Origin of the sequence: Halobacillus sp. GSS1 (assembly GCF_017307035.1) — a bacterium.
Taxonomy (GTDB): domain Bacteria; phylum Bacillota; class Bacilli; order Bacillales; family Halobacillaceae; genus Halobacillus; species Halobacillus litoralis.
Map to the genome: position 1 here is coordinate 772,173 of NZ_JAFLHE010000001.1, position 20,721 is coordinate 792,893.

General features: G+C 41.2%; 24 protein-coding genes. 2 read left to right on the plus strand and 22 right to left on the minus strand.

Annotated elements, in window-relative coordinates:
* Nucleotides 1–61: 61 nt before the first annotated feature.
* From J0K78_RS04010 to J0K78_RS04110, 21 genes are all read right to left on the minus strand, one after another.
* Complete coding sequence (locus J0K78_RS04010) at nucleotides 62–484, minus strand: hypothetical protein (protein ID WP_206945499.1); 423 nt, start codon at nucleotides 482–484, stop codon at nucleotides 62–64.
* A gap of 79 nt (nucleotides 485–563) precedes the next feature.
* A complete protein-coding gene (locus tag J0K78_RS04015; RefSeq protein ID WP_206945500.1) occupies nucleotides 564–1,010 on the minus strand; it encodes an NUDIX hydrolase in 447 nt (148 codons plus the stop codon).
* Between the two features lie 188 nt (nucleotides 1,011–1,198).
* The gene (locus tag J0K78_RS20240; RefSeq protein ID WP_206945501.1) at nucleotides 1,199–1,486 is read right to left on the minus strand and encodes a TIGR04104 family putative zinc finger protein; all 288 of its coding nucleotides are present in this window, start codon (nucleotides 1,484–1,486) and stop codon (nucleotides 1,199–1,201) included.
* A 139-nt stretch (nucleotides 1,487–1,625) separates the two neighbouring features.
* Nucleotides 1,626–2,057 (minus strand): RDD family protein, encoded by a 432-nt coding sequence (locus J0K78_RS04025; protein ID WP_206945502.1) that lies wholly within the window; start codon nucleotides 2,055–2,057, stop codon nucleotides 1,626–1,628.
* A 315-nt stretch (nucleotides 2,058–2,372) separates the two neighbouring features.
* A complete protein-coding gene (locus J0K78_RS04030; RefSeq protein WP_206945503.1) occupies nucleotides 2,373–3,647 on the minus strand; it encodes an FtsW/RodA/SpoVE family cell cycle protein in 1,275 nt (424 codons plus the stop codon).
* Complete coding sequence (locus J0K78_RS04035) at nucleotides 3,647–4,057, minus strand: PadR family transcriptional regulator (RefSeq protein WP_206945504.1); 411 nt, start codon at nucleotides 4,055–4,057, stop codon at nucleotides 3,647–3,649. The genes J0K78_RS04030 and J0K78_RS04035 overlap by 1 nt, the downstream gene beginning before the upstream one ends.
* A complete protein-coding gene (locus J0K78_RS04040; RefSeq protein ID WP_206945505.1) occupies nucleotides 4,057–4,596 on the minus strand; it encodes a sigma-70 family RNA polymerase sigma factor in 540 nt (179 codons plus the stop codon). The genes J0K78_RS04035 and J0K78_RS04040 overlap by 1 nt, the downstream gene beginning before the upstream one ends.
* A gap of 171 nt (nucleotides 4,597–4,767) precedes the next feature.
* Entirely contained in the window at nucleotides 4,768–5,058 is a 291-nt protein-coding gene (locus tag J0K78_RS04045) for a hypothetical protein (protein WP_206945506.1), read from the minus strand.
* Nucleotides 5,059–5,231: 173 nt separating this feature from the next.
* Nucleotides 5,232–5,726: a GNAT family N-acetyltransferase gene (locus J0K78_RS04050; protein ID WP_206945507.1), complete on the minus strand. Its 495-nt coding sequence runs from the start codon at nucleotides 5,724–5,726 to the stop codon at nucleotides 5,232–5,234.
* Nucleotides 5,727–6,238: 512 nt separating this feature from the next.
* Nucleotides 6,239–6,580, minus strand: a complete 342-nt coding sequence (locus J0K78_RS04055; protein WP_206945508.1) for a hypothetical protein — start codon at nucleotides 6,578–6,580, stop codon at nucleotides 6,239–6,241.
* 439 nt (nucleotides 6,581–7,019) lie between these two features.
* On the minus strand, nucleotides 7,020–7,367 hold the full coding sequence (locus J0K78_RS04060) for a flagellar basal body-associated FliL family protein (RefSeq protein ID WP_206945509.1): 348 nt from the start codon (nucleotides 7,365–7,367) through the stop codon (nucleotides 7,020–7,022).
* A 19-nt stretch (nucleotides 7,368–7,386) separates the two neighbouring features.
* Entirely contained in the window at nucleotides 7,387–7,971 is a 585-nt protein-coding gene (locus J0K78_RS04065) for a hypothetical protein (protein WP_206945510.1), read from the minus strand.
* Between the two features lie 234 nt (nucleotides 7,972–8,205).
* On the minus strand, nucleotides 8,206–8,559 hold the full coding sequence (locus tag J0K78_RS04070) for a hypothetical protein (RefSeq protein ID WP_206945511.1): 354 nt from the start codon (nucleotides 8,557–8,559) through the stop codon (nucleotides 8,206–8,208).
* 618 nt (nucleotides 8,560–9,177) lie between these two features.
* Nucleotides 9,178–9,738 carry a hypothetical protein gene (locus tag J0K78_RS04075; RefSeq protein ID WP_206945512.1) on the minus strand — a complete coding sequence of 187 codons (561 nt, stop codon included), beginning with the start codon at nucleotides 9,736–9,738 and terminating at the stop codon, nucleotides 9,178–9,180.
* 19 nt (nucleotides 9,739–9,757) lie between these two features.
* Nucleotides 9,758–10,312, minus strand: a complete 555-nt coding sequence (locus tag J0K78_RS04080; RefSeq protein ID WP_206945513.1) for a matrixin family metalloprotease — start codon at nucleotides 10,310–10,312, stop codon at nucleotides 9,758–9,760.
* A 505-nt stretch (nucleotides 10,313–10,817) separates the two neighbouring features.
* Complete coding sequence (locus tag J0K78_RS04085; protein ID WP_206945514.1) at nucleotides 10,818–11,252, minus strand: hypothetical protein; 435 nt, start codon at nucleotides 11,250–11,252, stop codon at nucleotides 10,818–10,820.
* Nucleotides 11,253–11,674: 422 nt separating this feature from the next.
* Nucleotides 11,675–11,965, minus strand: a complete 291-nt coding sequence (locus J0K78_RS04090; protein ID WP_370551015.1) for a hypothetical protein — start codon at nucleotides 11,963–11,965, stop codon at nucleotides 11,675–11,677.
* A 255-nt stretch (nucleotides 11,966–12,220) separates the two neighbouring features.
* Nucleotides 12,221–13,375, minus strand: a complete 1,155-nt coding sequence (locus tag J0K78_RS04095; RefSeq protein ID WP_370551017.1) for a saccharopine dehydrogenase family protein — start codon at nucleotides 13,373–13,375, stop codon at nucleotides 12,221–12,223.
* A gap of 18 nt (nucleotides 13,376–13,393) precedes the next feature.
* Nucleotides 13,394–14,890: an aldehyde dehydrogenase family protein gene (locus J0K78_RS04100; RefSeq protein ID WP_206945516.1), complete on the minus strand. Its 1,497-nt coding sequence runs from the start codon at nucleotides 14,888–14,890 to the stop codon at nucleotides 13,394–13,396.
* On the minus strand, nucleotides 14,887–16,533 hold the full coding sequence (locus J0K78_RS04105; RefSeq protein ID WP_206945517.1) for a thiamine pyrophosphate-dependent enzyme: 1,647 nt from the start codon (nucleotides 16,531–16,533) through the stop codon (nucleotides 14,887–14,889). The genes J0K78_RS04100 and J0K78_RS04105 overlap by 4 nt, the downstream gene beginning before the upstream one ends.
* Nucleotides 16,534–16,538: 5 nt before the next feature.
* The gene (locus J0K78_RS04110; RefSeq protein ID WP_206945518.1) at nucleotides 16,539–17,708 is read right to left on the minus strand and encodes an aminotransferase class I/II-fold pyridoxal phosphate-dependent enzyme; all 1,170 of its coding nucleotides are present in this window, start codon (nucleotides 17,706–17,708) and stop codon (nucleotides 16,539–16,541) included.
* A 235-nt stretch (nucleotides 17,709–17,943) separates the two neighbouring features.
* Between J0K78_RS04110 and J0K78_RS04115 the strand changes: the two genes are divergently transcribed.
* Both J0K78_RS04115 and J0K78_RS04120 read left to right on the plus strand, forming a co-directional pair.
* Nucleotides 17,944–19,131 carry a CaiB/BaiF CoA transferase family protein gene (locus J0K78_RS04115; RefSeq protein ID WP_206945519.1) on the plus strand — a complete coding sequence of 396 codons (1,188 nt, stop codon included), beginning with the start codon at nucleotides 17,944–17,946 and terminating at the stop codon, nucleotides 19,129–19,131.
* 12 nt (nucleotides 19,132–19,143) lie between these two features.
* Nucleotides 19,144–20,331 (plus strand): acyl-CoA dehydrogenase family protein, encoded by a 1,188-nt coding sequence (locus tag J0K78_RS04120; protein WP_206945520.1) that lies wholly within the window; start codon nucleotides 19,144–19,146, stop codon nucleotides 20,329–20,331.
* Nucleotides 20,332–20,474: 143 nt separating this feature from the next.
* On the opposite strand, the gene J0K78_RS04125 is transcribed toward J0K78_RS04120, so the two are convergent.
* Entirely contained in the window at nucleotides 20,475–20,720 is a 246-nt protein-coding gene (locus tag J0K78_RS04125) for a hypothetical protein (protein ID WP_206945521.1), read from the minus strand.
* Between the last annotated feature and the right edge of the window lies 1 nt (nucleotide 20,721).

Sequence of the window (20,721 nt, forward strand, 5' to 3'; positions counted from 1 at the left end):
TTTGTGTTTAGCTTATTCAACTAAAGCCCCCTATTCCAAAAGACTCAGACTCAAGATATTTTTAACCATCTTTAATCCCTACTCCTGTTCCTAATACGTTAATTATTAGTAAATAAAAAGGATAAAAGAATACAGCAAATATAATTACAAACCCAGCTCCTGGTCCAGGGTCGTGTCCCGGGTTAACAACGGGAAATAATCTAGCAAATATAAAAGTAAAAAGAATAAAATATGGAAACCAAAGAATGATGGACCAAATAGAGGACTTTCTTTTTTCCATCCATTTTTTAGCTATCTTGAAAAATAAGAAACTGAAGGTAATAAAACCAATAATATAAAGGACTGTTACGATTTTCATTACAGCATCTAGATTCAAACTAAGTAAATCACTTATTCTATATACATTGATCCCTAGTTCCAAAGCTAAGAACAATACAAAAGCATATAATATGCTAAATAAGTTTATTTTCAAAAATAAATTCATTCAAATCCCCTTACATATTTATTAAGCAATTGCCCCCCTTTACTTGAAGACTCGAACTCGAAGTAATCACAATTTTCAACTAATAGTTGGAGAATTGTCTTATTAAGTTTTTAATTAAAGGATTTAACTTTACTGGTAACTCATTATGTTTAAAAAACTTTGCATCCATAGTTTCATGACCGTCTGCTTTAAGGACTCCACCTTTTACTTCTCTTGATGTGTAAGCAATTGTAACAGGATAGAATTCATCACCGTTTGCTAATCTAACAAAATACTCTTCTCCTGAAAATACTCCGACTAAATCAAGATTACCTACTTCAATGCCCGTTTCCTCTAATACCTCTCTTCTTCCTGCTTCTTCGGTAGATTCACCCAATTCCATGAACCCACCTGGAACACCCCAAAGTCCGTCACTTCGTCTCTGCAGTAAAAATTCACCTTTATCGTTAATGACCGCTACTGCAACTCCAACTAGAATTAAAGGATGGTTTCCTACTTCTTTGCGTAAATCTTCTATATACCCCATAGGTCCTCCTGAACATTATTTATTTTTTCAAAAAAAACAGACAGATCTTCGGTATAGGTAATTCTCTTTGTTAACTCTCAGATAATATATTAGCCAATATCAAATGTGCAGCTGAAGCCCCCGTTAGTTTAAGACTCGAATTCGAGATTTGTTTGAATTAATGGTATATAGCATTTCTTGAAAGCTCCCTACCTTCTCGTTAATTTGTAATTCACCACAAAAGGAGTTAGTAACATGCCAAGAATAAATATAAGAAGTGCGACTAATATAGTTAAAAAAATACTTTCAAAAGGTGATAAAATCAAACCAAACAACATAAATGGAACAACACTTACTAGTGTGACTGAGAACCTTGAAGCGAAATCTATCCTATGTTTACAACCACAAATCCGACATTTAAGAGAACCATAAAAACTGTTCTTCTTAAGTAATTTCCACCATGTAAACTTAGTATTGCAGCAATCACAACTAGTCAATTAAATACACCAACTTTCCCATAGGCTTTCCGAATTAATTCTAGATTTTTGAATATAACAAACGCCCCCCCGTTTATGTAAGACTCGAATTCGAAATATCTTTCGCTTTCTCTTTCTTTTGCGCCCTTAAGTTCAATCTTTAATTATTTTGTTTAGTATGTGGGTGTGTAGTCACATACGTTTGTGCAATAAAGTCATGAATAGCACGTTTATCTTCTCTTACTCCTATCATAATAGCACTTACAATAAATCCAATTCCTAATGTAAGAGCATAGGCAACTCCCGCTACTATAACCCTTAATATCATTGTACCAATCCCAACTTTTCCCCCATCAATTCTTACGATTCGGTTGCCTGCCATTTTTCTCCCTAATGTGTACCCAGACCATAAAACTGGTAATAACACAGTATAGAATAATCCTGAAAAATCAGTAGGATAGGAGTTTTCACCATCATAAAACACACCATATAGAAAGTAAGAGATTATTCCTGTTACCAAAAATATAATAATAAAATCTAACACATATGCAAAAAACCTATTCCTAAAACCAGCTGGACTTGTTACTTCCATATACACCCACCTCGTAAGTTTCATATTACTGTATTAAGTTGTTAATAGCAGGTACGAATTAGTACTATTAAACGTTTCAAAACACCATATTAACTCGAAATTGAGTCTTAAAGAAATCTGCCCAAATCATTAAGAAAGAGGCAATTCTTCTGTTAAAGAATTGCCCCCGTTTCTTGAAGACTTGATTTCAAATTATTGTCAGTGAAGGTTCCTCTCTACCTCTATTTTCCTTTTTAGGGATGTAGATCAGGAACGAGTAATATGATTGCATGGATTATGCAAATAGCCAGGATAGCTACGGCACACTCCCCAGTATTATGAATGGTGAGATAACATCGCTCCAACGATAGCCTTTTTTCTGTACACACTTAAGATCAGTCCAAACACCACTGCATGTAAAACCATAGGATGAAAACCATAACTTAAGAATGGGAGAGAAAACGCCATAAATGGCAGCAATCCAAAGGACATTAGAAGATGGTAGAGAAAAGGAACCGAATAAAAAGCTAGTCCCCCAGTAATGAGCATTTTTCCAAACTTATCGCTTATCTTTAGATTCACTACAACCAGCCGCACCATCAATAATAAGAGTACAAGAATGGTGATAAAGGATATTATCCAACCATAGTTGTACGTTAAACTTACCAATACGAAGTCTGTATGACCTGATGGAAGATTTTCAAGGTTTCCGCCTCGACCAAACCATTCCGTATTAGATAGCATTTCTTGAACCCGGAGATAGACATACCCTTGTGAATCAGGATAATCTTCAGGGTGTAGGAAAGAAAAAAGCCTAACGAGCTGATATTCTTTAATTGGTGCTAACCATAAATATAAAGCAATAGCACTACTACCTCCACAGATCATTCCTGCCAGTGCTTTTCGATTTAAGTTAATAAACCATGCCATGGAAAAAAACAGGACGATAAGAATCCCCGTCGAAATAAAATCGTAAGTATTTAGGTAAAGGTAAAGCGGAATTGACAACACTATCAAAGCCTTCCATAGCTTTGCTTTAGGACTAGAAAAGAAAGAAGCAAATCCAAGAATGAAAAGGGGGATGAAGTAAATCCCACTGATAGAAAACGGTCCAACTTCCAAGACTGGTTGTCCAATCACGTACGTAACGGGGCCATTGATAAGAAAATACAGTCCCAAAAGCCCTGCCCCATAAAAGACCCACCCCCACTTCTGTAGCTTTCGATAATCTAAGAAGAAGAGAACTGCAGCTATTCCAATTCCCATAAAAGTGTACACAAATTTACTTTCGAGGAGATAACCAAAGTCCTGATTGAAAACAAGGACCGGGAGAAAACTAATCCCCACACTCATCAATAATAGAAACACCATCCACCAGTCTGTTTTGTCGCGGTACAACTGATTAAAGTTTTTTCCTACTTCAATGGGGTTCCCCATCCGTTTGACTGCTTCTTCTTCCGCCCCTTCCTCAGAGTGCAATCCATCTCTAGTCAGCCTTTGTTTCTCCTGTTCGATATGGTAGGTCAGTTCTTTAGAAACCACTCGCTTCGCTTCTTTATTCTTTATAAACTTCTTTACATGCTCAATATAATGATTTTTATCCATTTTCATCATTCCAGCACCTCAGTTAAAGAGCGTAAAACAGCCAGATTATCAGGGGCACGTTCATATTTATTTAAGAGCTTTTTACCTTTATTCGTCAAAACATAATACTTTCCCCCATCCTCTTTCCATCCTGAATGGGTATATCCTTTCTGTTCCAACCTATGAAGGATTGTGTACAAATGTCCTTCATGATCTTCAAACCTCACAATCCCTCTGGCTCTCAAATGCTTAGATAGTGTAAAGCCAGTTTTCTCCTGGACCAATAGCTGAAAAATAGAAAGTAAGACACTTTCTTCTCCCTCATTCTCATACTCGAGTTTTTTCTGAATTCCTTCCCTGAGCTTTCCGCTAAATTGAAGATTGTGAAATTCAAGCTTGTCCAGAGAATTTTTTAATTTCTTCAATCTCTCTTCCATTACAGACTCCCTCCTAATTTTTCTTTTAAAATTACTTTCGCCCTCTTCAACCGGGTTTTTATTGTATTTTCATTCTTTTTCAAAACCTTAGCCATTTCTTTTGTCGTCACTTCTTCGTAATAGTAAAGGTAGATCACCTCACGATATTTCGCAGGTAACTCCATAATGGAAGTCACCAGTTCTTTGTCCACGTAATCTTGAATAACTTCATCCTCTGTGCTTAAGTGTTTTTGTTCAGCGTGCATTACCTTTTCTTCAGAAACCACCACTTTACGGTTATACCAGCTCCTCAGATAATCCTTACTATGATTTATCGCAATGGTCCATATCCACGTCCTAATTTTTGACTTGCCATTATACTTATGTAAGTTCCTATAGCACTTCATGAAAATTTCCTGTGTTAGGTCCTCTGCGATCGCTTGGTTCTTCACATATGAGTAGACCAGTTGGAGAACAGACTGGCCATAAGTATCCATGATTTCTTGAATGGCTCGCTCTTTATCTTGAATTTCCATAAACTTCTCAATCGACTCTTCCATCTTCAACCCTCCTGCTCTATTTAACGATTCTAAACGGGAATTAGTTTTAGGAAATAATAAAAAGGACGATTACTCTTATTGAATAATCGCCCCCGTTATTATAAGACTTGGCTTCGAGATATTTTGAACAGACACTAGCTAACGCACCCGATAGTTTAAGAAAGAAGCTATTTATTTTCTGCTTTTCTTCCATAATGACTGATATGTTTTTCTCTTTCTTTCAAACCCTAAAGTGTATCCTAAAGAAATTAATATCATTACTCCAATAACAACTAGAGACTCTAAAAATGTTCCGTTTGCCATAATGCTTATAACAAGTCCGAACCCTATCCCCATAACAATACTCGGAATAATTAATGCCCCTTTTTTAGCCCCTTTATTTGCAAGATATCTGGACAGAAATATTGCAATTGGAATAAATACAATGGTACATAAAACAAATATTATTGCATCAGTTCTCAATAGAAATCCTCCGTTTACTTAGCTATTTTCTTAAACTAAACCACTCCGTTAGCTCAATAAGGGATAGCCACTGTGTAACTATCGCCCCCTTTAGTTGAAGACTTGATTTCGAGATATATCTTGAGGAGTCCTCTCATTTAGCACCTGTAAGTAAAAACTAAACCTTATACAATCTATGAAGGCGAATACTGGTAGAACTTTTTATCGACTTGTAATAATGGGAAGTTCTCAGGTAATTCTTTAAGATCTATACTTGTAAAACCATTCTTTTCGTAAAATCTATGTGCTGCTACAAATTGCGGTGTGGTTCCGAGATACACTGCTTTTATTGAATTTTCTTTAACCCATTGTATTGCATTGTCTAATAAAAGACCTGCCGTTTTAAACTTTGCACCTCTGAATTCTTGATCTACAAACATTTTCCTTAATGCAACTTGGTTATTTCCAATATCTAAAAGACTGATTGTACCAACGACTTTATGGTTATAAACAGCAATCCAAAAGTTGCCCTTCCCTTTCTGGTAAAAATCTTCTATGGTATACAAGTCCGGTTGATCTTCCTTAGTTATAGGTATGTTATATTCTTTTTGCTGAATAGAAAGAATTAAATCTACGACTTCTGTTTGATACTCATTAGAATACTGTTTCACAATGGGACTATTACTCATAAATATACACCGCCTTCAAATTCTAAACAAAATTACTACTCTAGGTAACTCCTGTATTTCAATAATGATGTTCTCTTAGCGAAAAAGGATCGCCTTTATTGGATAATCGCCCCCTTTACTTGAAAACTTGATTCCGAGATATTTCTTAAGTTATTTTGATTAGAAAAAATTTCAAGATATCTTCATGAATTTCTTCCTTGATAGTTCCTCTCAAACAAGTAATCAATTAACAAAACTCCTCCCAAGAATAATGGAAACCCGATTAATATGTAATATATATTCTTAGGGACTTCAAAAACACTTCCTAGATAACTGAATAAAAACATGTAAATTATTATAAAGGTGTACTTTAAACAGGTCTTCATAAGAACTCCTTTTTCAAGTAAAGTGATCACTTAATAGCAAAAACAGCTTTCACTATTCAATAGTCCTTTGTAGCTTATTTAGTTCATAGGAACTCAAGTTGAGGATATTAATGAATTGCCCCGTTAGTTGAACACTTGAATTCGAGATCAAATCCAAGCGAATATAGCTATTGCAACCAATAATGCTGTAATTAAACTTCTAAGTTTACTCTTATTCCACATAGTTATCCCAATGGTGACACCAGCAACTGCAAGTAGGATGACCCCAATATACTTCAGGGTATTTATAGATGTAAGGTTTCCTAAAGAAGATAGAAAACCACCCATTACGAGAAAGTCGATGGTGAAAAGAGAGTGCAAAGATGTAAAATCTTCTATCGCCTCACGTCTTTCAGCTTTATCCATCTTAAAATATGTTACTGCAACCATAACACTAGGAGTCCCCCATAAAATAATAAAACTAATCAATGAGTCTATGTCTATATCCATGTTCATTCCCCCCGTAAAGCCTCGTAACAATATTTAACGTCCAAATATTTTCCTTTAGTCAGTAAATCTCATATCTTTTTTACGAATTGAAAAGGTTTTAGTTTCACAATGTGAGTGATCTCTAAACTAAAAAAAGCGATTGCTCTTATTGAACAATCGCCCCCGTTTCTTGAAGACTTGAAGTCGAGATAATTAATTAAGCTGGTCAAATCTCTTAGTTCCAAAATAAGTCAGAGTTAAAGTTTCATGAATGCCTGAAAATTTGTTCACTTACTTTTATAAAATCTTCAACATTCTGAACACATCGACGCTTACCTATCTCCCAGAAGTCCTCTTTTATAATATTTTCACCTAAATTCTTCATGACTGTGTAATGCAAATAAAAAATAATTACCAAATAAGAAAAACGGGGCTTTATGATAACCCCGTTTTTTCTTTATTAAAATGGCGACTTACCATTATTTTTTTCTTTTATTTTTTCACTAATTTCTTTTTTATTCCTCATTAGTTCACCTTGAGTACCTTTCCAAAGTACATTTTTATCTTTATCGTATATTGTTACTGGAACATCTTTAGGCATATGAGTTTTAGCTTCTTTTGTCGCTTTACTTTTGTCTTCGTACAAATAAGCAGGTCCGCCAGCTGGAGGTGTATCTTGCTTACCTTCATTAGCAGTCTTTTCTTCAGTCTCTGGTTGATCTTTATCAGTAGACATTGCCCATGCCGTGCCACCTACTAAACCAAGAGAAGCCAAAGTAATCGCTATAATAGTTAGTATTTTTTTCATAATTCTCTCTCCTTTTTAATTAATATAAAGATGCGCCATCTGCGGCTATGCCATCATTCAGAAAACCATACGGAGTTCCGTAGTATTCAACACCAGCGACACTGTGATAGTAAGGATTGCTGGAACTACCTTGGTAAGGAAAGTCTTCCCACCAGATGTCACTACTTGTTTTTCTTTCAAAGTGAACAATTGCACCTGACCATTCGCCTTGTTGGCTAGTATGAAATGTAAGAGATACAGCCCAGTTGTTAGGATCTTCCGTTTCTGTATAAGAGACCGACTTTACACCTATATATCCGGTATTAAATTCGCTAAATCCAGTATACCGGAAGTCATTTGAGTCGTAACCAGTTACTAATCTCATTTCTTGTTGGTTATGATCGTTATAGATCCAAGCTCGATGATTAATTGTAGAACCATATCCCGAATAAACATTTTCAATAGATGAAGCATAACCTACGTAGCTATCTTCTGTGTAGTTTAAGTCCCACTCATCATTACTTGAGTCATAATTCCATCCTGCTACCTTTGCGTCAGCATAAGATACTGAACCGAAGCCTAGGAACATTCCTACAACTAGAAGAAATGCAAATAAATTTTTCATAGTATTTCCCCCTGAACAATTATTACGAATTCATTGCGAAATCGTTACAATAATTACGTTAACATTGCATCAAATTTCGTTTAAACCTTTTCTGGATAATTTATAACTTTCCTACCATGGAAAAATTTTTATATAGGTATACATTTATTCATATATTCGAATATATTGCTTTTATATATGATAAAATATATCCATTTCTAATATTACTAATAAAAAAACCACCTAATAGGTGGTTTATATCATCAGTATTGCAATTAGAATAATAATCACTCCAGATAGCGTAAAAATATCCTGGTATGCATCCAATTTATTCTCAGTCTGTTTAGTTTTAGAGAATTTATCTTGCATTTTGTTTTGGATATAATCATCAGATGGAAGTTCGGGATGAGATCCCATAACACCCCTACCACTATAATGAGCCACCTTTTTTAGAGGTAAAGCACCAATTAACACAATAAAACCAACTGCAAGACCAACTTTACTGAGGTAATCCATGTCAATACTATTGTGGAAAAAAAATGAAGATAGTAAAACTAAGAAATAAATCACTGGCACGAAAATCAAAATTCCTTTCAATCTTTTCTTCATATAGTCACCTCTATTTCAAATTACCTCTTTATATACTAAATGTGTATTATAGAATTAATCTTTAAACAATTAAACCCTTTTTTCCGAAAATGCATTCTTCGTCTTACAAGGATAAAGAATCTCCCTAATAAGTCATGTAAGGTATTTCTTTAAGTGAATTATTTCCTGCAAAAAAACCCTATTTAATAAGGTTATAATAAAGAATAAATAGTGTTATGAATTACCTACTATTTCTTAGACAAGTGTTTATTTTTCACAATTTTAGATACCCGTAAGAAGCAACCCAATAGGAGCAATAATATAAGAAAAAAGATTACCCCTATTTAATTCATTATCCATAATAGCTAAAGCTAGGCCTCCAGCTGCAAACCTTTAGAAGCCCAGTCAAAATAACTATTCTAAAGGACATAAGAGTTCCCATTATGCTTATTGATCAATAGCCCCTTTTACTTGAAGACTCGAAATCGAGATAAAACATGATATATAATGCATATAAACTAAAAATAAACTATTAAGATTACCATCAATACATAACCTCTAGCACACTCCACCACTCCCAATATAGAATAAAAAGCCAGCATATAATGCTGACTTTTCAGGCTTAAAATTTAAACATAGTTAGTTGTTAACTATATTCCCTTCAGTAATTTCAGGAATACTCTCAGTTGAAATATTATTAAATCTCTTGTCCTTACCTTTTTTGTACACATGATTTATGTTCGAGAAATAAAAGTCTCCATTCAGCTCATCCAAAAACAACATATACTCTCCCGATTCTATAGGGATTATCTCATCCGAAAGAGAAAGAAAATGATCTTTAAACTGCCCATTTTCTTTCTGTTTAAACCCTACAGGATAAACTACCTTTATTTCGTCTCCATTTTTATATTTATTCCCTTTAGAATCCTTAAAACTATTGTTTACGATAGCTGTGTACACTCTATCAATTTGATAAACATCATTCTCAGCATCTGCTACTTGTGTTTTAATATCATAATCACCATCAAGTGTGCCATGAATAATTAAATCAGCATTCTTCTTTAATGATTTAAAGTCTTTCTCAGCAGAAACGGACAACCCGACACCCTCTGTGGTTTCACTATTACTTGGCACACTTACACCAATTAAAGCTCCAAGTATCACGGCTGAGCATATTGTAACTATAATTTTAAGTTTCACCTAATTCACTCTCCTATTATTAATATTTGCTTGCTAATTCTGATTTATCGTAGGATGTAGGATATTGCAAATCAAAAACATCCGACTTATCCATAATGGAATATTGACCGGAAGGATGATCCAATCCTAAGATATGGCCCATCTCATGTAAAAGGACGGATGTCTTTCCACTAGTAGACAAACCATCAACTTTTGATGAATATAGTCTTATCTTACCGCTAGCGACTGTTCCATAGTCATAATCTGCTAATAAGTTTCCAGATGAATCATATGGTAAGATGTAGCCATAAAAGCTATTTTGAGCACTAGGAGCGTAACTTACGTGAACTTGGTTTGATGAAGACCAAGTAGAATCGAAATATGGATATATTGAGGCTCCACTAACGGCCCTCCATCTACTCGTGGCTCTTCCAATTGGAGTATCAAACATTGATTCACTTGTAACATTATCAACAAAAAATGTCTTACCACTTGGCCATGACCAATTATATGTATCGGCACTAACTTTATATGTAGCTAACCCTGAAACTAGCAAAAACACTAAAAATAAACTTGATAGTTTTAATTTATTCATTTTGCACGCACCTTCCTAAATTATAAACATAATCATTCGTAAAACAAAGAATTCCCTAAACAGTAACTATCATTTCAATTAGATAAATATATCCACTTATGTAAATTACCCCCTCCCTTTTGTAACCTAATTGTAACATTAAACCTAACTTAGATATAATGGGAAATCGGTTGTTCAAAATATGCTTTAAAGTTAATATTATTATTAATGTTGGGAATGTCAGTTTTTTTGTTGAATGTAATTTTTCAATATAGTAAAATGAACCATTAACTTTTCATTACTCAAAACCTTACCCATTTTAAATACTCAAGGTGTTTATAAGAAAAAGACGCTGATCAGTTAACTGATCAGCGCCTTTTTCTTGATTCCTAAGGAATTAAAGACTCCTAACTCTATGTGAAGATGTTACAGATAAGCCCCCTTTACATGAAGACTTGATTTCAAGGTATCATAAAGTTTACATTCAACTATTACCATCCGTCCGAAAACGAACAGTTTCTATATACTAAGCTAATTCTTCTTTTCTTACTATGCTTGTACGAATCATCAATACTGAAACGTATAAAATTAAGCTTACTAACCCACCTAAAATGATATAAGGTGTTGTAAAATATGGTAACCCAATCGCCCAAGTAGGGGCATATGGACCAATATCACGCAATATATAAGTAAATCCAATTAGGTAAATAGATAATCGCTCTGTTAAAACTATTAAAACTCCAATGGCAAAAGCTTTGTTAATCTTTATCTTTTGTTTAAACACTTCACCATAAAACAAGCCTAACATTATATAGGGTATCGTCATGGTAAGCGAACCGATAAAAACACCCGATACTTCCATTTTTTCTCCAAGAAATCTCGTGTCAATAAAGTATCCAAATATGAGAACGAGAATATAAAAGAACGCTGTAATTCCTGTTCCTTCTAAAAATTTTTTCACGAGAACACCTCCATAGTAATATTTTTAACATGATTATATTCTTCATCATTGCACTGCTACTCCGCCTATAGTTCGCTATTGATGATACTCGATAATTAGACCAATGTTGCTTCAAGCATTTGTTTTATTTTTGCCACTCTCTTCCCTTAGTTAATTATCTTCTATAACCAACCCAGCATCCCCTTCATTTTCTATGATTAACAACCATTATCTCGAAACTGAGTCTTCAACTAACCTGCCCTTTAGTGGAAGACTCAGTTTCAAGATAAATTAAAAACCAGTAAAGTCTTCCTCTTTTCAGAAGAGAACATTACTGGTTTATTTTTCCATAATAATTAGAAAGAAGTGATTTATTTTTTATGCTCTTGCTCTTGATAAAGCAGCGTTTTGTACATAGCAGTCAGGCTGAGTTTCTCCACCCATTAAGAACGGAATTGCTTCGCGTGCTCCTTGGCAAAAGTGATGATCTTATTGTAGGTATTCCGTTCAAAATCCTTCTTCGCTGGAATGTGTAACGTAGCATTATCTTCATCGATAATTTTAATGCGCTCCCCGCCCCTGACATAAAGAGTGACGTATAAAAAAGGTTCTCTCATTCCTAGTTCTACACGTAACTCTTTCGGAAAGTCTGCCGTTATGATGACACGATCCTCTACTTGCTTCAAACTCAACTGACTATGAAACTTCAAGTTCTCAATACCATTTATATGCACCTATACGCACTCCCCGTTTTTCATTATACATACCTAATCATACGTCCTTTTAAACTCATTATCTGTCGATTGTTGCTTTATTCACAAAGCTTTAACAAACCGTCCAGCTTACACCTAGGATAACCGTTTTCATTCTTCAGTTCCTAAACTCCATGTAAAAATTTCAGGCAGGTGAAAGTCGGAGCATCAAACCGCACGTAAACTTATTCGGAAACCAAAAAAAGACCAGACAAATGCCTGGCCTTTCTCAAAAAACTACGCTTGTTCTCTGATCACAACTCCGCGCCGCATCATTTCATCGATATAAACATCACCTGGAACGATGGTTTCCGGTGGGCATACGCCTCGTTTCGTGATCGTTCCTCCCCCGATCATTTGAGCAACGACAGAGATGGTGTTCGCTGTTGCGCGGGCCATCGCGGTTACATTCGTCGCTCTGTCTTTATAGGTGACCATTTCATATTCACACGACTTCCGTACACCGTCTTTCTCTCCGCCTACGATGACACGGAGAAGGACAGCATCGTCTTTATCCTTCAGCTCAAGAAGGGGATCGATGCTCTTCAGCAGCACTTCCCTCGTCTTGATTTCCATCCCCCGGATATTGACGACCTGATCCGCTCCTGTCAGGTTGAGATCGACGAGCAGCTTCATTTTCTCGGCATGGCCGGGATAGCGGATCGTCTTGTATTCGAGACTGTCGATGTGCGGGTATGATTTCAGCAGCGTCGACGTCCCGCCGGAGGTATGGAAAGCTTCCAGTGGACCGAATCGTTCAAAATAGATGTTTTCAACTTCCGTCAACGACTCCACTTCCCGCAGTTTCCCATCCCTGATGATTGTCGAAGGATCGGAATAATGATCCAGTAAACCTTCCATGGAGAACACATGGTTGTACTCAAGCGGTGGATCCGGTCTCACTGGAATGCCACCAACGAACAGGCGGATCGCTTCCAGCTTATCGAGCTTTCCTGCGCCGTATCCTGACAATATGTTGATCATGCCTGGAGCGACGCCGAGATCCGGAATGACCGTTACTCCCGCTGCTTTCGCCTGTTCATCGAGCTCGAGCACTTTATCGGTGATATGACCGATGTGTCCCCCTAAGTCGACGGAATGGACCCCGACTTCAATCGCTGTTTTGGCTACGATTTCATTGAAGGAGTAGAAAAGGGCATTGATGACGACATCATAATGGCTGATGAACTCTGCAAGTTCGGTCTGGTTTCCGGCGTCCACTTTGAAACCTTGGATTTTCGAAGAGTTCAATGAATCAGAGACCCGTTGCGCACGGTCGAGGTCGATGTCGGCGAGTCCGACTTTCTCTACTCCCGAACTATGGACGAGATCGCGCGCCGCTTCTTTTCCCATCAATCCAGACCCTAGAACAGCTACTTTCATAGTCCGCACTCCTTTTTCTCTGTAAAATTACTCGACATCGATTTGGGCACGCTGCAGTTTCCCGCTGAAATCGACATACACCGCTTTCCATTCGGTGAACACGTCGAGGGCAGCCACTCCAGAATCCCTGTGGCCATTTCCGGTCCCCTTCGTCCCCCCGAAAGGCAGGTGGATTTCAGCTCCAGTCGTCCCTGCATTCACATAAACGATGCCTGTATCTAAATCCCGCTGAGCGGCGAATACCTGGTTCACATTTTGTGTGAAAATCGAGCTCGATAAGCCGAATTCCACGCTGTTGTTGATTTCAACAGCTTCCTCAAAACTTTTCACAGGAATCAAGGAAACGACTGGTCCGAAAATTTCTTCCTGGGCAATCCTCATGTCCGGTGTCACATCTGTAAACAAAGTAGGCGCGAAGTAGTTCCCTTTCTTATGGTCGCCGTTTTCCATAATATAGCCACCGGTCAGAAGTTTCGCTCCTTCTTCTTTCCCGACGCTGATGTAGCTTTTTATTTTTTCGAGACCAGCACGGTTGATGATCGGACCGACTTTGATCGATTCATCCAGTCCATTTCCGATCGAAAGTTTGGCGATTTCCTTCTGCAGGCGCTCTTCCAGTTCATCTTTCACCTTTTCATGAACCATCACGCGGCTGCAGGCGGTGCAGCGCTGACCGCTTGTCCCGTAGGCGCTCCAAAGAATTCCTTCGACCGCTAAGGACAAGTCGGCATCATCCATGACGATCACACCGTTTTTCCCGCCCATTTCCAGGGAAACTTTCTTAAGACGCTGGCCGCATTTCCCTGCGATGCCGCGACCGACTTCATTCGATCCTGTAAAAGAAATGACACGGATGTCGTCCTGCTCGATCATCGCTTCCCCTACTGTGGAACCCGAGCCGAACACGACATTGATGACCCCTTTCGGCAGACCGGCTTCTTCGAAAATTTTCGCCAGTTCATAGGCCATGATCGGTGTTTCTGTTGCCGGCTTCCAGACGACCGCGTTTCCGGCAACGATCGCCGGAAAGGACTTCCATGTCGCAATCGCAATCGGAAAGTTCCACGGGGTGATGATGCCGACGACGCCGACGGGCGCACGGACGCTCATCGCAAATTTATCCTTCAACTCTGAAGGTGTCGTCTGCCCGAACAATCGTCGGCCTTCTCCTGCCATGTAGAAGGCCATGTCGATGCCTTCCTGGACTTCTCCCCGTGCTTCTTCAATGACTTTTCCGTTTTCCATCGTCAACAGCTGGGAGAGACGCTCTTTGCGTTCTTTCATAATTAAACCGACACGGTACAACACTTCTGCTCGCTGTGGTGCCGGCACGAGTGCCCACGTTTTCTGCGCTTTTTTCGCGGCACTTGTCGCTTCTTCTACATCAGCAGCGGCCGATAGCGGGACGTGCACCAACGTTTCGGATGTCGCCGGATTGACGACGGCTGCCGCCTTGCCGGAAGACGGCTCCAACCATTTACCATTTATGAAATTTTTTAACTGCTGCTCATGAATCAATGTCACTTTGATTCTCCCCCTTTTTTTCTTAATTGGTTGATCGTTTTAGATAATGAAATCTGCTCAGGATCTGTTTCTACTTCAATCACGACAGGCTTGTCCAGAACCAGCGCCTGATCAAGCGCGCGTCTGAACTCTTCCTGTGTCTTCACATAAAAACCTGCCGCCCCCAGATTTTCCGCCACTTTTGAAAAGGCGACCTCCCCTAAATCCGTACCGATGACTTCGCCCGGGTAATGGATTTCCTGATGCATACGGATCGTTCCGTACATCCGGTTATTGAAAACGATGCTGATAATCGGAATGTCATATCTGACTGCTGTTTCCATCTCCTGCATCGTCATCATGAATCCCCCGTCCCCCGAAAGTGAGACGACCGTTTTGTCAGGATCAGCAAGCTTCGCTCCCAGGGCTGCCGGCATCCCGTACCCCATCGCACCTGATGTTGGTCCTATATATCGATGTTTCTTAAATTGAAAATACGTATGCAGCCAACCGGCGAAGTTTCCCGCATCGTTCGTCAGGATACTGTCTTCCGGCAGGTTCTCCTGCAAAAGGGAAATGACTTCCCCGTTCAATGTTTTACGACCTTCTGTCACGAGCGTCGCCTCGTAGGCTTTCCGTCTCGCGCTTGTCCAAGCCCTCAAATCTCTTCCGTACGCGGCAGCAACTAAAGACTCGAGCATTTCATTGGCATCCGCAACAATACCCACTTCCGGAGGGTAGACTTTCCCGAGGACCTCGTCATCGATATCACAGTGGATCAAGGTCTGCTTTTTTAACAGCGTATAGTCCTGTGTCGTGACTTCCGAGAGTCTTGTCCCAATCGCGAGCACTGTATCCGCTTGAGAAATCGTCTCCAGAATGTTCGGATGGGTGCCGAGCCCGAGATGTCCGCAATAGTGGATGTCATCGTTCGGAAAGACATCATGACGTCGGAATGCACTCACAATCGGAGCACCCCATTTATAAGCCAGCCGCTTCAACGCCATTTCTCCACCCGCAAGCTTCACTCCCCCACCCGCTAAAATCAGCGGACGTTCCGCTAAACGGAGACGGTCGACCACCTCGATGACTTCATGATCCGATGGCTTCGGTGCCGGCCTTTTCACAACAGGTCCGAATGACATGAGCGCTTCTTTTTTTAAGACATCTTCAGGTAAAGCAAGGACGACGGGTCCCGGCCTCCCGGTCATAGCGATCCTGAGCGCCCGTTGGACAAATTCCGCCGTCCGGGGCGGTTCGCGGATTTCAGCCACCCATTTAGCAATCGGTCTGAAAAAAGCTTCGAGATCGACTTCCTGGAAGCCTTCACGTCCACTGAAGTTCGTGTGCACCTGTCCGAGGAGAACGACCATCGGTGTGGAGTCCTGATAGGCCGTATGAACACCGATCGCAAGGTTACTTGCACCGACGCCTCTTGTCGCCATCACCACGCCCGGAGTTCCACTCGCTTTGGCGTATCCTTCCGCCATGAAAGCGGCCCCGCCTTCGTGTCTGGCCGAGATGAGGTCCACGTCCGGCTCTTTTAAAATGGCATCCATCACAGGAAGGTAGCTCTCCCCTGGTACACAGAACACTTTGGAAATGCCTTGTCTCTTCAGACAGGAGACGATGGCTTCCGCGCTCGTCATTTGACGTTCGTCCATGGACTTCAGCCTCCCTTCATCGCTTTTCTCATTCGTATCGAAGCTTCATGCAGCCGCTCGATCGGAACAGAGAGGCTCATGCGGAAATAACCTTCTCCTTTCTGACCGAAAGCTGTCCCCGGTGTAAGGATGATGCCTGCTTCGTCAAGCATTTTTTCAGAGAATTCCTGCGAAGTATATCCTTCTGGCACACGTGCCCATAGAAAGAAGGTCCCCTTCGGTTTTTCAGCGTGTATATTCATACCGTTAAAGGCGTTCATCATAAGGTCGAGCCGCTGCTCGTAGGTCCGGTTGTTCGCTTTTACTGTTGAAAAATCACTCCGCAGCGCTGTAGCACCAGCCAATTGAACGGGTAAAAACTGACTCGTGTCCATGTTGCTCTTGTACACACTGAGCGCACGGACCAGCTCCTGATTGCCGACGACATAGCCAAGTCGCCAGCCGGACATATTGAATGTTTTTGAAAGCGATCCGAATTCGACGGCGATTTCCTTCGCGCCAGCGACCTGTAATAGACTGGGAGCCTTGTAATCTCCGAACGTTACGAGATCGTAGGCGGCATCCTGGATGAGTGAAAGGTGATGTTCTTTCGCAAAGCGCACCGCTTCCTCAAATGTCTTAATGTCGACCGTTCCGCCTGTCGGGTTGTTCGGATAGTTGAGAAGCATCATTTTCGATCTGGAAACATCCCTTGGAGAGATTTGATCGAACATCGGTGCATAACTGTTTTCCTCATCCAATGGAAATCGGACCGTCACTCCATGAGCAAGATGAATCGCTGATTGATAGACAGGATAGCCCGGATCCGGCACAAGCACCCCGTCCCCCGGGTCGAGGACAGCACTGATCAAATGAGCGATCCCCTCTTTCGATCCAATCAGGGTCAGCACTTCCGTCTCTGGATCCAAATCCACGTCATAGTGAGATCTATAGAAATCCGCGACGGCCTCTCTGAACTCCCGGCAGCCGCCGTACGGGGAATATTTGTGGTTCTTCGGTTTGCGTACCTCTTCCGTCAAACGGTCGATGATGAATGGCGGTGTCGGTAAATCCGGGGCCCCGATTCCGAGATCGATGACATCAACCCCTTGAGCGGTCAACGCGACTTTCTTTTTATGAAAAATGGAAAACAAATAGGGTGGCAGGCTTTGCACCTGCTTCGAGCTTTGGATCATGGAAAGACCCCCTTCAAACAATGTGGTTGTCCCATCGCTCTATCCTATTAATCCATCCATGATTCTATGAAACAAAGTTTTCAGGTCATCTTTTCCAAATCGCTGCATATAGTGTGATATAGCCCGTCAAGGACAACTCCCCTATCTGAATTGATCCGTGTTTCCCAAGCCAGTTGGATTCATACGTCGTATGGGTTCTTCTGGCTTTTTCTATCGTGAAAGGGTGTGATGAGTGGTGACCGCCGCATTGGAAGGCATCCGCGTCCTCGATTTGACCCGGGTTCTCGCTGGTCCTTATTGTTCGATGATCCTCGGAGATCTCGGCGCTGAAATCATTAAAGTCGAAGCCCCCGGGGGCAGTGACGAAACCCGTACGTGGGGACCTCCCTTCAAAGAAGGGGTGAGTGCCTATTATTTATGTGCCAACCGGAATAAAAAGAGTTTGACGCTGGATTTAAAGTCTCCTGAAGGAAAAGAAGTGTTGGAAAAGCTCGTCAGGGAAAGTGACGTTGTCATCAATAATTTCAAAACGGGAACGATGGAGCGGCTTGGATTTGGGTATGACCATGTAAAAGAAATCAACCCGCGCATCGTCTTCTGCTCGATTACAGGTTTTGGAGAGACAGGCCCTTATCAGCACCTGCCCGGCTATGACTTCATCATCCAGGCGATGAGCGGACTGATGAGCATCACTGGGGACGACCAATCTGGTCCACAGAAATTAGGCGTAGCCATCACAGACATCCTTACCGGTCTTTATGCGTGCATCGGTATTCAAACGGCTCTCTTAGAACGAGAACGATCCGGAAATGGTCAAAAAATCGATCTATCTCTATATGATTCTGCCGTCAGTTCCCTCATCAACATCGGGAGCAATTTTTTAATGACCGGAAAAATCCCTCAACGGCTCGGAAACCACCATGCCAACATCGTGCCCTACCAGACATTCCGTTCCCTTGATGGTGAAATGGTGATCGCTGTAGGAAATGATCGTCAATTCGCCCACCTATGCGCCGTCGTCGGACAACCTTCGCTTGCTTCTGATCCTTTATTTTCTACCAATGCAAAAAGGGTGGAAAACAGAGAAGCACTCTCGAAGATTTTGCAGGAACTTTTTTCACAAGAAAAAACGTCTTACTGGCAGGGCCGGTGTCAGGAGAAACACATCCCTTTCGGCCCGATTCAAACGCTTGAAGACGTCCGTAACGATGAGCAGTTGAAAGCCCGTGACATGTTCCTCAACCTTGAGCATCCGACAGCAGGTAATGTGGAGATGATCGGCAGTCCACTGAAACTATCCCGCACGCCGGTGAATTATAGGCAGCACCCGCCGGATGCTGGTGAACATACAGAAGAAATTCTTACAGGACTTGGGTACGACAAAAATACGATCCGCAAGTGGAAAAAGGATCACAAGGTTTAAGGAGTGAACGAAATGAACTTCGATTTCAGTGATGAGCAAGTGATGTTAAGAAAAGCAGTCCGAAGTTTCGTCGACCATGAAATCATGCCCAACATCGGAGAGTGGGATGCGAAAGGACACTTCGATCAGCAGACGTTGAAAAAACTGGCGGGGCTCGGTCTGATGGGTGTGTGCATTCCAGAGACCTATGGCGGAAGCGGGATGGATTACAATTCTCTCGCGATTGTGTGTGAAGAACTTGAGCGTGGAGACACGGCCTTCCGCACAGCCGTGTCTGTTCATACCGGCTTGAACAGCATGACACTCCTGCAGTGGGCGACAGAATCCCAGAAACAGAAGTACTTAGTTCCACAGGCGAAAGGTGAAAAAATCGGCGCTTTCGGTTTGACGGAACCGGCGGCAGGTTCGGACGTTGCCGCCTTACAGACGACCGCGACCCTCGATGGTGATCATTATGTACTGAACGGGCAGAAAACATGGATTTCCCTCTGTGATGTCGCCGATCACTTTTTAGTGTTTGCTTATACGGATAAAAATAAGAAACACCACGGGATTTCCTGTTTTATTGTGGAAAGGACCTATGAAGGATTCTCATCGAAAGCGACGAAAGGAAAGCTCGGGATCCGGGCAGGCAATACAGGCGAATTGTTCTTTGATCAGATGAAAGTACCGAAAGAAAACCTGCTGGGAAACGAAGGGGACGGCTTTAAAATCGCCATGTCCGCCCTGGACAGCGGCCGGTTCACGGTTGCTGCTGGCGCCTGCGGGCAGATCATGGCTTGCCTTGAGGCGAGTGTAGAATACTGCCATGAGAGGGAAACGTTTGGAAAAGAAATCGGAAAGCACCAGCTCGTCCAGCAGATGATCGCGAAGATGGAGGCCGGTTTACACATGAGCCGCCTGCTCGTCTATCGTGCAGGTGCATTGAAGAACAAAGGCGTGAGGAACACCAGAGAAACGTCTCTTGCCAAATGGCAGGCGTGTGATTTCGCCAATCAGGCAGCGGATGATGCCGTGCAGATCCACGGGGCATACGGTTACTCTAACGAATATCCCGTCGAGCGTTATTTAAGGAATTCCAAAGCTCCCGTCATTTATGAAGGGACGCGGGAAATCCATACGATTATGCAGGCGGAATATGTGCTTGGTTACCGGAAGGACAAACCGCTCAGTCAGATGCTTCCGGCTTGGGAGGGCTAAGTTGAAGGGCTTTGCTGGATAGAGAAAACGTGCGTGAAACGTTCACGCACGTTTTTCCTTATGTAAAGTCCTCCTGACCTGGGAAGCTCTTCAAAGATAAATAATAAAAAGCCAGCTTTCTCCGCTGACTTTTTAATTCACATTTAATTGCGTTTAAGAAGAACAACAAAACCTAATAGTATACAAATGGCTATAGCCAGCATAGGAACGGTCGTTAAAATCGGGTTTCCTCCCCAACCGATCCCTGGTCCATCCGCTCCGGATATCGATGCCGATACATGGGCAGCTGACATTTTAATGGCTGTGATCAGCTCACCAATGGAGTACGCAATGACTCCGGTTAATAAAGATAGCCCTACCAATAAAACTCCTAAAGCACGGTTGTTCATA